The sequence below is a fragment of the Ignavibacteriota bacterium genome, assembly GCA_016707525.1.
Classification (GTDB): Bacteria; Bacteroidota; Ignavibacteria; order UBA10030; family UBA6906; genus JAGDMK01.
On record JADJHP010000001.1, the window covers coordinates 431,825 to 444,750 of the forward strand.

Annotated in this window: 14 protein-coding genes; all 14 read left to right on the forward strand. The window is 60.2% G+C overall.

The window, feature by feature from the left end; genetic code table 11:
- Positions 1 to 2: 2 nt before the first annotated feature.
- The 14 genes from IPI01_01750 to IPI01_01815 all read left to right on the forward strand — a co-directional run bounded on the left by IPI01_01750 (position 3) and on the right by IPI01_01815 (position 12,926).
- Entirely contained in the window at positions 3 to 497 is a 495-nt protein-coding gene (locus tag IPI01_01750) for a hypothetical protein (GenBank protein ID MBK7256553.1), read from the forward strand.
- A 104-nt stretch (positions 498 to 601) separates the two neighbouring features.
- The gene (locus IPI01_01755) at positions 602 to 1,090 is read left to right on the forward strand and encodes a LytR C-terminal domain-containing protein (protein ID MBK7256554.1); all 489 of its coding nucleotides are present in this window, start codon (positions 602 to 604) and stop codon (positions 1,088 to 1,090) included.
- A 12-nt stretch (positions 1,091 to 1,102) separates the two neighbouring features.
- Positions 1,103 to 1,627 (forward strand): ribosome silencing factor, encoded by a 525-nt coding sequence (gene rsfS, locus IPI01_01760; protein ID MBK7256555.1) that lies wholly within the window; start codon positions 1,103 to 1,105, stop codon positions 1,625 to 1,627.
- Positions 1,624 to 3,258: an arginine--tRNA ligase gene (locus IPI01_01765; protein ID MBK7256556.1), complete on the forward strand. Its 1,635-nt coding sequence runs from the start codon at positions 1,624 to 1,626 to the stop codon at positions 3,256 to 3,258. Before rsfS ends, IPI01_01765 begins: the two co-directional genes overlap by 4 nt.
- Positions 3,259 to 3,543: 285 nt before the next feature.
- Positions 3,544 to 4,017: a dTDP-4-dehydrorhamnose 3,5-epimerase family protein gene (locus tag IPI01_01770; protein ID MBK7256557.1), complete on the forward strand. Its 474-nt coding sequence runs from the start codon at positions 3,544 to 3,546 to the stop codon at positions 4,015 to 4,017.
- 3 nt (positions 4,018 to 4,020) lie between these two features.
- Positions 4,021 to 5,034, forward strand: coding sequence for a dTDP-glucose 4,6-dehydratase (gene rfbB, locus IPI01_01775; protein ID MBK7256558.1), 1,014 nt, complete (start codon positions 4,021 to 4,023; stop codon positions 5,032 to 5,034).
- Positions 5,024 to 6,529, forward strand: coding sequence for an SLBB domain-containing protein (locus tag IPI01_01780; protein ID MBK7256559.1), 1,506 nt, complete (start codon positions 5,024 to 5,026; stop codon positions 6,527 to 6,529). The genes rfbB and IPI01_01780 overlap by 11 nt, the downstream gene beginning before the upstream one ends.
- Positions 6,492 to 6,677, forward strand: a complete 186-nt coding sequence (locus IPI01_01785; GenBank protein MBK7256560.1) for a hypothetical protein — start codon at positions 6,492 to 6,494, stop codon at positions 6,675 to 6,677. The genes IPI01_01780 and IPI01_01785 overlap by 38 nt, the downstream gene beginning before the upstream one ends.
- Positions 6,678 to 6,721: 44 nt before the next feature.
- The gene (locus tag IPI01_01790) at positions 6,722 to 7,558 is read left to right on the forward strand and encodes a hypothetical protein (protein ID MBK7256561.1); all 837 of its coding nucleotides are present in this window, start codon (positions 6,722 to 6,724) and stop codon (positions 7,556 to 7,558) included.
- A gap of 5 nt (positions 7,559 to 7,563) precedes the next feature.
- The gene (locus IPI01_01795) at positions 7,564 to 7,950 is read left to right on the forward strand and encodes a hypothetical protein (protein MBK7256562.1); all 387 of its coding nucleotides are present in this window, start codon (positions 7,564 to 7,566) and stop codon (positions 7,948 to 7,950) included.
- Complete coding sequence (locus IPI01_01800; GenBank protein ID MBK7256563.1) at positions 7,947 to 9,383, forward strand: O-antigen ligase family protein; 1,437 nt, start codon at positions 7,947 to 7,949, stop codon at positions 9,381 to 9,383. The genes IPI01_01795 and IPI01_01800 overlap by 4 nt, the downstream gene beginning before the upstream one ends.
- A complete protein-coding gene (locus IPI01_01805; protein ID MBK7256564.1) occupies positions 9,380 to 11,035 on the forward strand; it encodes an oligosaccharide flippase family protein in 1,656 nt (551 codons plus the stop codon). The genes IPI01_01800 and IPI01_01805 overlap by 4 nt, the downstream gene beginning before the upstream one ends.
- Positions 10,930 to 11,712: a glycosyltransferase gene (locus tag IPI01_01810; protein MBK7256565.1), complete on the forward strand. Its 783-nt coding sequence runs from the start codon at positions 10,930 to 10,932 to the stop codon at positions 11,710 to 11,712. Before IPI01_01805 ends, IPI01_01810 begins: the two co-directional genes overlap by 106 nt.
- Positions 11,709 to 12,926 (forward strand): glycosyltransferase family 4 protein, encoded by a 1,218-nt coding sequence (locus IPI01_01815; protein ID MBK7256566.1) that lies wholly within the window; start codon positions 11,709 to 11,711, stop codon positions 12,924 to 12,926. The genes IPI01_01810 and IPI01_01815 overlap by 4 nt, the downstream gene beginning before the upstream one ends.

Consider the following 12,926-nt stretch of genomic DNA (forward strand, 5'->3'; position numbering starts at 1 on the left):
CAATGGTCCGCTATTTTCTCGTGGCGGCGCTGGTTCTTGGCACAGCCGCCGGCGCTTGCGCGCAATTCAAGACCCAGGTCGAGCAGGAATCCCGCATTTCGAACGGCATCATGCAACAAAGTGAGCCGTCGTTCCTGTTCGGATGGTTCAATCCGGATAAGTTCACGATGCGCCATTCGGTGAGCTTTCAGTACACGACGATGGGCGACCAATCCCTGTCGTTGGGGACGTACACGAACAGCATGATGTACGAGTTCGCGGAGAACCTCAACGCCCGGGCCGATGTCAGCATGAGCTATTCGCCGTTCAACTCCTTCTCCGGAGCATTCGGGAAGGGGACGAACAACTCGTTGAGTTCGATCTATCTGAGCCGGGCGGAGCTCAACTACCAGCCGTGGGAGAATGTCGCCGTCAGGTTGCAGTTCCGGCAGGTCCCGTATGGGATGTACTATTACTCGCCGTTCTCCTCCCCCTGGTACGGTGGGGATGGGTTCTGACGGATCTATGGTCCACACAGGTGTTCCGGTTCACAGTCTTGAAACCGGGACGGCCCTGGCGGGCCGTTCCCGGTTTTTCTGTTTGCAGCATCTGATCTGACACAATGAACGAACGCATACCACCCGCTCCACTCCATACACTCCTGTCGCGGCTCAAGAGACCGTCCTCCGGTCTCTGGCTCAACATCGCTATCGGTATCCTCGGTGTCGTCGTCCTCTACCTGAGCTATGCCCTGATCGTGCGCATGTTCTTCGCCCCACAGGTCGACACCCTCCGCGAGGGCGATGCGCGCGGACGTGTCATTCAGATCGATGTCCTGAACGGATGTGGCGTGGCACGTGCGGGCACGGCCATGACCTCGTATCTGCGGTCGCGCGGCTATGATGTCGTGGAGATACGGAACTACCACCGTTTCGATGTCAAACGGTCTCTGGTCATCGAACGCACCGGGCAGATGAAGAATGCCGAAAAAGTGGCGCGCGCTCTGGGCATCGACAGGGCGCAGATCATTCAGCAATTGAATCCCGATTATTACGTCGACGTTTCCGTCGTGGTGGGGCAGGATCACGCCTCACTGAAGCATGCACAATAGAAAGGTGTCCGAGTGAAACCCGCAATCCTTGCGAAGCACATTGCCGAACTGGCGCTCACGAAGAAGGCGCAGGATGTCGTGCTGATGAATCTGAGGGGGCTCAGTACCGTGACGGACTTCTTCGTGATCTGCTCCGCTGAGTCCGACACGCAGGTCCGTGCGATCGCTGCGGCGGTGGAAGACGGGCTCAAGCTCGAGGGCGAACGGCCGTATCAGGTGGAACGGGGAAGTCCGAACTGGGTCGTGGTCGACTACGTCGACGTCGTGTTGCACGTGTTTCACAAGAGCACACGTCCATTCTACAACCTTGAAAAACTCTGGGGCGATGCGGTGATCACGCACATCCAGGACACGCCTCCCGCACCGGTGAAGAAGCCTGCCGCGGGAAAGAAGCCTGCCACGGCAAAGAAGCCTGCGCCGGCAAAGAGATCTGCATCGGAGAAGAAACCCGCCGCGAAGAAAAAGGCAGCGCCGAAAAAGAAGGCTGCCACCACTCCGGCGAAACCCCGTAGCCCGCGGAGAAAAGTCGCATCATGAAGTCGTACCTGCGTACAGCACTTGCCTCGGCACTCACGAAGGCCGGCTATGACATCCCTGCCACCATTACCGTCGAACGCCCCCGGCAGGACGGCCACGGTGATCTGACGACGAACTGTGCGATGGTCCTGGCGAAGGCGGCAGGGAAGAAACCCCGTGCGCTTGCCGAGGAGATCGTCGCACAACTCCCGCGCGATCCGGAACTGATCGCAGGCATCGAGATCGCCGGGCCCGGCTTCATCAACATCAGCTTCACCGAGACCTTCCATCGCCGTCAGCTCGCCCTGTTGCTGCAGGCGAAGGACACTTTCGGGAGGTCGGCCGCCGGCAACGGACGCCGTGTGCAGGTCGAATTCGTGAGCGCCAATCCGACCGGTCCCCTGACCGTCGGGCATGGTCGCGGCGCGGTGTTCGGCGATACGATCGCGCGCCTGCTGGAGTGGACGGGGCATGATGTGGAGCGCGAATACTATTTCAACAACGCCGGACGCCAGATGCGCATCCTGGGCGACTCCGTGCGCCTCCGGTATCTGGAGCTGCTCGGGGACCCGATCGAATTTCCCGGAGACTACTACCAGGGCGAATACATCAAAGACATCGCCCGGGGTGTCATGGAAAAGCACGGCGACAGCAAACGGTCGGAGCCGGCAGAAGGGCTCTTCAAAGCGGTCGCCGAAGAAGAGATCTTCGCCGATATCCGCAAGACGCTCGGGTCGATCGGGATCACGTTCGCCTCGTACTACAATGAGCACTCGCTCTACACCGATGGCAAGATCACGGAGGTTGTGGATGCGCTGAAGGCGAAGGACCTGACCTACGAGCAGGACGGCGCGCTCTGGTTCAAGGCGTCGGCGCTCGGCAACGAGAAAGACAAGGTGATCATCAAGAGCACGGGAGAGCCGACGTACCGGCTTCCGGATATCGCCTACCATTGCGAGAAGTTCAGGCGCGGCTACGATCTGATGATCGATGTGTTCGGTGCCGATCATGTGGCGACGTATCCGGATGTTCTTGCCGCGTTGAAAGCCCTCGGCTATGACAGCAGCAAGGTGAAGGTCCTGATCCATCAGTTCGTGACGGTGATGCAGGGGACGGAAGTGGTGAAGATGTCCACCCGTAAGGCCAACTTCATCACGCTCGACGAACTGATCGCCGACGCCGGGTGCGACGCCGTGCGGTTCTTCTTCATCATGCGCACCGTGTCGAGCCACCTGAACTTCGACATCGAACTCGCGAAGCAGAAGTCCGATGAGAATCCGGTGTACTACGTGCAGTATGCCCATGCGCGCATCTCCAGCATCCTGCGGTTCGCCGAAAAGGAAGGGAGCCGTCTCTCCGGTGCGGCCCCGAATTTCGACCTGCTGGCAGCACCGGAGGAACTCGCGCTGATCAAGCAGCTTCTGCAATTCCCCGAGATCGTGGAGTCCTGTGCCATGACGCATGAACCGCACCGCGTCGCGGACTATCTGCACGACGTGGCTGCGATGTTCCATGTATTCTACCACCACCACCGCGTGGTGACGCCGGATGGGGCTCTGACCACTGCGCGCCTCGCGCTCGTGCAGGCCGTCCAGATCGTGTTGCGGAACGGGTTCACGATCCTCGGAATCTCCGCGCCCGAGCAGATGTAGCCAAAGGGGAAAAGGACCCCTCCTCGGGTGCTTTCGTGTTCATTTTTGGGGTCGCGGAGGTATCGGGACATCCTACCGCCCCCCCCCCATTGGGAGGGGACGCTTCATTGACTTTCCAAGCCGAATTTCATAACTTTAAAGAATTCAATAGGTAAGGACGAATCTCGCTCGCTTTTTGGGACCTCGCAAGCCATCCAGCAGAGACACTTGGCGTGCGTCACGCCTGCTTTTCCGCGCTGCTCTGTCCGGAGGAAACACGCAGAGAGCCACCACCAAGGACCGCACATGTTCACCAACGGCAAGATCCATGATGTGATCGTGAAAAACCTTATGAAGTACATCGATGAGCGCGGTTGGCTTGTCGAATTGTTCCGTGAGGATGAGATCCCTGCGGAATTCATGCCGGTGATGTCCTATATTTCCGTGACCCTCCCCGGGATAGCCCGCGGGCCGCATGAGCACGTGGATCAGGCCGACTGCTTTGGTTTCATCGGCCCTTCCAATTTTAAGGTATATCTTTGGGACAATCGTAAGGCATCGCCGACGTATATGGTCCGCCAGGTCGTGTATGCAGGGCAGGACTCTCCGCGGGTTGTTGTCATTCCGCCGGGTGTCGTCCATGCCTACCGCAATGTTGGAGGAAAAGACGGCATGGTGGTGAACCTCCCGAACCGGCTGTATGCCGGACGGGGAAAGAAGGAACCCGTCGACGAGATCCGGCACGAAGAAGCTGCCGATTCACCATTCACACTGGACTGATCTATGCGCAACGTACTTGTCACCGGCGGTGCGGGCTTCATTGGCAGCAACTTCGTGCAGTATTTCCTCGGTGCACACTCTGATGTGAAGCTCGTGAATTTCGACGATCTCACGTACGCAGGGAATCTCGGGAATCTGGTGGCCGTCGCGTCCGATCCTCGCTATACCTTCGTCAAGGGGGATATTTGCGACCGCGCGGCGGTGGATCGCGTGATGCAGGAGCATGCGATCGATACGGTCGTCCATTTTGCCGCAGAGTCCCATGTCGATCGCAGTATCACCGGCGCTACGGTGTTCGTCACGACGAACGTCGTCGGGACCCAGGTCCTTCTGGAGGCCTCCAGAGCGCATGGCGTGGAGCGCTTCCTGCATGTCTCAACGGATGAGGTGTACGGCTCATTGGGGGCGACCGGGAAGTTCACCGAGCAGACCCCGCTCCATCCCAATAGCCCGTACGCGGCGTCCAAGGCTTCGTCCGATCTGCTGGCTCTCGCCTATCAGCACACCTTCGGACTGCCGGTGATCGTGACCCGTTGCTCGAACAATTACGGACCGTACCAGTTCCCCGAGAAACTTATACCGTTGATGATCGCCAACATCCTGAATGACAAGGAATTGCCGGTCTACGGCCAGGGATTGAACGTCCGGGATTGGTTGTTCGTGGGTGATCATTGCTCTGCGATCGATACGGTCCTCCGAAAGGGGAAAGAGGGCGAGGTGTACAATATCGGCGGCGAGAACGAGTGGAAGAATATTGATATTGTCCATCTCCTGTTGAAGCGCCTCCAGAAGCCGGAAAGCCTGATCCGGTACGTCAAGGACAGGCCCGGGCACGATCTCCGGTACGCGATCGATGCGACGAAGATCCGGACCGAGCTCGGTTGGTCCCCGTCGGTGACGTTCGATCAGGGGATCGCACAGACCGTTGATTGGTATCTGGTGAATGAATCGTGGTGGAAGAACGTGATGAGCGGTGCTTATCAGGACTATTATCGGGACATGTACCATGGTCGCTAGACGCGCGGGTATCGCGGTGTCGTGGGCGCTGATCGCAGCGACGGCGTGGGCACAGCTGAAACAACCGCAACCGTCTTCCATGCAGGACCTGCAGTCGTTGCGCGACAAGGCTCAAGGAGCGCAGGTAGCAGCACCTCCAGCACCCGCCATGGAGTCCGTGATCAACCCCGATCACTATGTTGTGGGCCCGTCGGATGTATTCAGCGTGAACGTCTGGACCGATCCGCCGCTCACCTTCAGGCTGAGTGTGACGCCGGAGGGGACGCTGGTCATCCCCTGTACCGGTGAGGCACCGGTGGCAGGCCTGACACTCACGGATGCCCGGACGCGCATTTTGACGGAGGAGAAGAAGCGCTACCGGTTCGGCGAGAGTTCTGTGACCCTTGTTGCCCCGCGGTCGGTGATCATCTCGGTGCAGGGGCGTGTTCTCAATCCGGGGTTCTACACGCTCCCCGCGTACAACAGGGTTGACAAGGCACTTGAAGAGGCCAATAGGCCCCTTGCCCCGCAGACATTCGATGAATCACGCTATATGCGATCGGAGATGTCGACGCGCCGGGTCATCGTCCGTCATGCCGATCGTTCGGAGAGCCGGGCGGATCTGCGGCGATTCATGGCGACGCAGGACGATCGGTGGAATCCGTACCTGCGCGAGGGTGACGTCGTGGTGGTTCCGCGGAACGATTTCACGCGTAATGTGTTCGGCGTCTATGGCGAAGTGAATACGCCCGGACGGTTCGAATATGCAGAGGGTGATGGGGTGAAGAATGTCCTCCAGATCGCCTTCGGCTTCACGCCGCGAGCAATTGCCGATAGCGTGCTGCTCCTGCGGCAGGACGAATCCGGGGAGATCATCTTGCGGACGGTGGTCAACGGCGCGCGCATCCTTGCCGGACTCGATCCCGACGTCCCGATGGAGCCTGGGGACCGGCTTATGGTCCCGGGTCATCCGGATCTCCGGGGTGACTATGCGGTGACCATCCGGGGTCAGGTGAAGGCCCCCGGTGTATACCCGATCACGAGGAATTCGACACGCATGACCGAAGTGATCAAAGCCGCTGGTGGATTCACCGATGAGGCCGCGCTCGCAAGTACGGAGCTCATCCGCCGTTCGGTAGCGGAAGGAGAGATCGAAACCGAGCGCCTCCAGAGTGTCCGGGGTGGTGTCCCTGACGAGGATAGTTCCTACTACTATCTTGAGACCTCGTTGCGTCTCAGGAAAGAGACCGTGTATTGCGATTTCGTCGGGCTGTTCCTCCGGGGGGATACGACACAGAATGTCGTCTTGCGGGATGGGGGATATCATCACCGTTCCTACGAGCACACGTTCGATCTATGTCTTCGGGCAGGTCGTCAGCCCGGGGCATATCCAATTCAAGGGCGGACAGAATGTGGACTACTACCTCCAGATGGCGGGAGGATTGACGGACCGGGCGAGGGATTCGGATATCCGGATCGTGAAGGCAAAAACACGGCAATGGCTGCCCGCGGATGAGGGGGTTGTCGAAGAGGGCGACTATGTGTGGGTGCCAAAGGTCACCGAACGGCCGTTCGGATATTATCTCGGCGTGATCGCACAGTCCGCGGCGATCCTGAGCGCGGCTGTCAGCATCGCCCTGCTTGCCATACAGATCGGAAAGTAGGGCGTCTGTCCGGAGTACCCGGCAGCCTCTCCCCGATAGCGAACATGAACCGTCACAGCGCCGATACCTCCATGTCAGAATCCGGATCGCACGAGTTCAGCTTCATCGGACTCCTGGAGTACGCAGTCAAGCGGAAGGAACTCTTCGTAGGGATCTTTCTGCTTTCTTTCGTGCTTTCCTTCGTCGGGATCTACTTCCTCATCGAAGAACAGTATGAGGCGACCGCGGTCCTTATTCCCCGTTCAGAGGACGGGATGTCCGCGGTCGGAAGCCTTCTCAGGAGTGTGAAGGGAGTCTCGATGGGATTGGGCGCCAAAGCGCCGAAGTCCGAGACGGACCTGTACACCACGATCATCTACAGCCGCACGATGATGGAAGATGTGGTACGTGCGTTCAGCCTCGTTGCGGTGTACGATCTGGACTCCACGAAACCGGACCACATGGAGAAAGCGGTGAAGCGGCTGCGCAAGGAGGTCTTCACCCAGGAGACCGACGAGTCTGCGTACGTCGTCACAGCGCGTGCCAGCACGCGTGACCGGGCCGCCGCAATGGCGAATATGATCGTCCGGCGGATGAACGAGCGGATCGTCGAGCTCAACATCAGCCGCTCCCGCCAGAACCGTGAATTCCTTGACAAACGTGTGGAAGAAGTGCGCCTGACCCTCCGCGCCGCGGAGGATTCTCTGCGCTTCTACCAGGAACGGACGGGCCTGCTTGATGCGAAGGCTCAGGTGCAGGGGATCCTCGCTGCCCACACGACCCTCGAGTCCGAGTTGGAAGCACGGCGGATCCAGGAAGGGATCCTGGAGCAGATGTACGACGCGGCTCGCCACAGGTCCGGGAGAATCGTCTTCAGATCCTGGCCTTCGAGAAGAAATTGAACGAGATGCGTCAGCGAAACGACCAGGGAAGTCCGGTCCTTGCGCTGAGGTCCCTGCCCAAAGCCGCCGTGGACCTCGTTCGACGCTATCGTGAGGTCGAGATCAATGGCCTCCTGCTTGAGTATATTATCCCTCTCAACGAGCAGGCGAAGATCGAGGAGAAGAAGGATCATCCCGTCCTTCAGATCATCGATCCTGCGATCCCTCCAGCCAGGAAGTCGTATCCGCCGAGGACCATCTTTGCCCTCGTTGGCGCATTGTCCGTCACGGTCCTGGTCTTCATGGTCCTCAGGTTGCGGCTTGCCATCGAACGCTCTTCTGATCCGCAATTGCGCATGGTCCTTGCGGACATCAAGCGATGGTCATGGGGGGCGTGGAAATTCCGGCCATGACCGGTATGGGAGACATGGCAGCAGTGGACATGCGACGCGAATGGCGGACCATGCTCATCGCCTCTGTTGTTTTCACCGCGGCATTTGTGGGGCTGGTGGTGCTCGGCGGGGGACGCCGTGAGTCCCTCCTCGTCCTTCCTCTTCTCGCCGCCGGACTCATCGTTATACGGGATGTCGAACGTACCGTGTGGGCGCTGATCGTTGTCCTGTTCATCGTGTATCCCATTTCCCTGTATAGCAGCGCGGTGGTCTTTTCCGCGCTTGTGGCTGTGTCGTTTCTTGTGACCCGGCGTTTTGCCTGGAGATCGTTGCGGACCCCCTTGACGGTCCCGATCGTGGTCTATGGTCTGGCCGTTCTGCCATCGCTCCTCAATGCCGGGAATCCGCTCCGCTGCATCGCATTCACGTATAACGTGGTCGCCTTTCTGATCGCCCTCCACGTCCCGTACCTGCTGGCAACTTCGATGCCGGTGGTCCGCCGGTTCACAGGGATCTATCTCGGTATGGCGGTCGTCAATGGCATTCAGCTGATCCTGATGTCGCTCAGCACCGGACGAAGGGAATATGGCTTTTCGGGGCTCATGTACGGCGACTATGCCGGGATCGCCGTGAATACCGCTGCCGTGGCATTGATGGTGAGCCGCGGGCGCTCGCGTATGATCCTGGGTGCCGTCGCCGCGGTTGTCGGGGTCGCACTGATCATGACGCAAACACGCAATGCCTGGATCTCGGCCTTCGTGACGCTCTCCTTCGCCGTGGCGTATCTGATCCGGAGTCCCGAACTCGCGGGCATCTCCCGACGCCATATGATCCGGTACGCAGGGATCGGCGCCCTTGCTCTCGTCCTCCTCGTGGCCGGCGCGCTGGCCCTGAATCCGGACCTGCAAGGACGGGCGGCCAGCATTGCCGAGAGTGAATCGGTGGAATCGGGCGAGACCCTCATCGTGCGGAACTCGCTGATATCACGCATGATGATCTGGGATGCGGCGTTGAACGCCTTCCTTGCACATCCCTGGGCCGGGGTTGGCGTGTACGGCTTCGCCATGGCATCGCGGCAATACTCTCACTTGCCGGCCGCACTGTACGATTTCTATGTCCGCGACATGTCCCCCCACGTGGCGGTGTTCGCAGTCCTTTCGGAGACGGGGCTTCTTGGCTTCGCGGGATTTCTCTTTTTTGTGGGTTCGCTTCTCCGGGTTGCTTTGCGTTCTGTGCGTACGGCCCGCGACCTCGAGGGGAGGCGAGCGGCGTTCATCGGCCTGGTCGCCGTCGTCTACATCATGGTCTCCATGTTCTTCACCGATGCCTGGCTGTGGGGACAGGGGATCGTGCTTCTCGGCTTGATCGCGGGGATGGTGCTTGCGATCCACAGGATGTACAGTGAGCCGCAGCCCGACGATGCGGCGCCAGCCTCTGCGGAGGCGACCGCGTGAGGTCTGCTCTCACACAGGGGTCCCTGACGGGTGTTCTGCAGGTTGTTCTCACGACCATCCTCGTCCTTATCGCGGTGCCGCTCTTTGTCAGGCTCCGGGGTACGGAAGCATTCGGGGTGTTCTCCCTGATCGCCGTGGTCGGCAATGTGAACGCTTTCGCCAATCTCGGGCTGAATGCATCTCTCGTGCGCTCGCTGTCCGAGCAGGGCCATGCAGCCGATGCGGACCTGGATATCGCGGTCACGTTCTTCATGCTGTTGTGCATCATCGCTCCTCTCACGGTCGTAGCATTCTTCTTTGAAGAGCCTGCTCTGCGGTCGCTCCTGAGTGTGCCACCGGCGTTCATGGAGGATGCTCGCTGGCTGTACCGGAGCATGCTTATCAGCAATGTCCTGGTACTCTTGGGCGGGACCTGCACTGCGGTGCTTGACGCCCGCGAGCGTGTCCACGTCACGAATGTGCTGCAGATCATCTACTCGGTGTCGTACTGGGGGCTCATCCTGGTGGTGTTGCTTCTGGGATGGCCCCTCGCAGCCCTGGGAGCGGCGACCGTCGCCGCGACCCTCCTCTGGTTCATTGCTGCGGTGATCGGCATGAGGAAGGCCTGGGGGCCTCTGTCCCTGATCGGGATCCGCGAACGCGGCATTGAACGCGCGAGAATGCAGGTGGCGTACGGCGCGCAGCTGTTCTCCGCCGGGGTGATCGGCTTCTTCTATGAACCCCTGACGAAGCTCCTCCTTGCACATTTTCTGGGCGTCGGTCAGGTGGGGATCTTTGACATAGGGATGCGCGCACGAAATCTCGCGAGTAGCCTCGCGCTCAAGGCCCTGTATCCCCTGTATCCCTGGTTCTCCCGATCGGACGAGCCGGACCGCATGCGATCGCTTGTCGTGGATGTTGAGGAGAAGTTGCTCTTGATCTCGGCCCCGATCCCCGGGCTGTTGATCCTCACGACAGGCCCGATCGTGCGTCTGATCTTCGGACCGGGTAATGAAAGCATCAGCACGACGATGGTCTGGATGATCTCATCCTACATCCTGTGGAGCTTCACGGTCCTGCCCATCTACGTGTACCTCATGGCCCGCGGCCATGCCGGGAAGACCGTCGTCGTGCAGATCGTGAACGTCGCGGTCAATGCACTGGTATTCCTCACCACCTATGCATGGCTGGGATACTACGCGGTGCTCCTGGGGATCGCTGCCAGCACACTGGCCTCCTGGATACTCTTGCTCGCATACCAGAGGGAGCAGGGCATGGGTACGCTGTTCTCCGTCTGGCGCTTGCGGTGGATCGTGCTCGGCCTGCTGACCGGTTCGATCACGTTCGCACAGCTCCTGCCGCTGGTGATGGGGGATGCGGGAGCGCCTTCCTGGGCGGCGTGGTGGTGTGTGCGGGCTCTCTCATCGTCTATCGCCTGGGTCAGGCATTCTCTCGGACGGATATCGAGCGCTACCTGGGAGCGGGCTCCCGGCTGGCGGCCTTTGCGGAGCGGCTTCTCGTTCGGCCCACCCGTGTTGGATTCAACGGCGGCGGGGCCTGAAGCACTATGCGCATCTCGATCATTACGCCGTCGTTCAATCAGGGGATCTTCATCGAGGAAACGATCCGGTCAGTGTTGGAGCAAGACCACGGCGACATTGAACATATCGTGATGGACGGCGGATCGAAGGACGGAACAGTCGAAGTGCTCAAGAAGTATCCGCAGATCCATTGGGTATCCGAGCGTGACCGGGGCCAGAGCGATGCGATCAACAAGGGGTTTCGCATCGCCACCGGCGAGGTCGTGGCGTGGTTGAATTCCGACGATCGGTACGCACCAAAGATCCTCGGGGATGTCATGCGCTACTTCGCGGCACATCCGGAATGCCGCATCCTCTACGGGGACATCACCTTCATAGACCGTGATGGGGTGCCGCTGTACGACCTGACGGGGGACAAGCTCAGCTACGCATCGATCGTTGCGTGCCCGGACCTGGTCCGCCAACCGAGCACGTTCTGGCGTCGCTCTCTCCTGGAAGAGCGGGGGGGAGTGGACGAATCACTCCATGTTGTGATGGACCTGGATTTCTTCCTCCGGATAGGATACGGGGAGCGGTTTCACTACCTCCCCCGGGTGCTCAGTCAGTACCGTTGCTATGAAGAAAACAAGAGCCTGTCTCTTTCTCGCCTGCAGGTGCGAGAGATGCTGCGCGTGTATCGGAAGAATCGTATCCCGCTGACGGCGGGCATTCTCCGCTTCCTGGGCACAAAATACGCCCTCTCGTTCCCGGCCGTGAAACGGATCCATGGATGGTGGCGGTCCCGTCATCCCCGGAAGACCCCGTCATGAAACGACGGATCCTCTTCATTGACGAAGACCAGGAACGCAACGGATCAACGGTCAGTATGGAGTTGATGCTCCGCGCGTTCGCCGCTGCCGGGTGGGAAACGTTCGTGTTGACCTGGAAGCACGAGGAGTGGACGCGGGAACGCCTGCGTGCGTCAGCGACCGTGATCGATGGCAGATGGGGGTTCCTGACGACCCTGACGTTGAGCACGCATTTCATGTATACGGACCGGTTGATGTCGCGTGCCGGGGTGAAGTCAGCGATAAAGGACGTCGTGAAGTTCCTGGGAGGCATTCTCCTGCTCCGGCGAATGATACGGCACGTGCGCCCTGATCTCGTGTACGCGAACGAATATTCCGTGATCCAGTCCGCGCTCGCCGCACGGCTCAGCCGCGTTCCTGCGGTGACTCACGTGCGCAGTCAGATGGTGAATGAGCGATTCTGGCTGCGACGATGGGCGCTCCGCCACATCGTGCGCATGTCTGCCGATGCGGTCGTTGCGATCACGCTGACCGATGCCCGGCAGTTTGTTCCCGATCCCGGTCCGGCATCGGGGGTACATGTGATCGGAGAGTTCATCGAAGATCATTCCCGGCGGCCCGGCGGTGGAACACCAGGGGCCGCTGACCTGTCTGGCCAGGGTGACGGACCGATGGTGCTCTGCCTCTCCGGCATACGTGATGTGACAGGGAGTAAGGAGTTTCTCGAAGCGGCCGGCCGGGTCCTTGCTCAGCACCCCCGCGTTCGTTTCGTCCTGGCCGGAAACGATCGTGTTGGCGGCAACACGTCGGCGCCTGCCTACCGAGAGGCCTGCCGGGGTCTGATCGCGGACCTCGCACGATCGGGACGCTTCGAGTATGTTGGGGAGGTCGCGGACACGGCAGGGTATATCGCCTCCGCTGCGGTCATGATCGCCCCGTTGATGGAGAGCCACTTCTCCCGCCCCATTGTGGAAGCCTGGCGTGCAGGGAAGCCTGTTGTGGCATTCCATGGGCCGCATATGGATGATCTCATCCGTGATGGCGTGGATGGACTGCTGGTCGAACGGGGGAACACGGTTGCCCTGGGCGACGCGATACTCCGGGTGATCGCCGATCCCGATCTGGCCGGATGCCTGGGTGACGCCGGCCGTGTGAAGGCGACCGCCTCGTTCGACGCAGAGAGGAATCTCACGTCGGTCATCGACCTCTGCGCGTCCCTGGTGAGGTGCACGTGA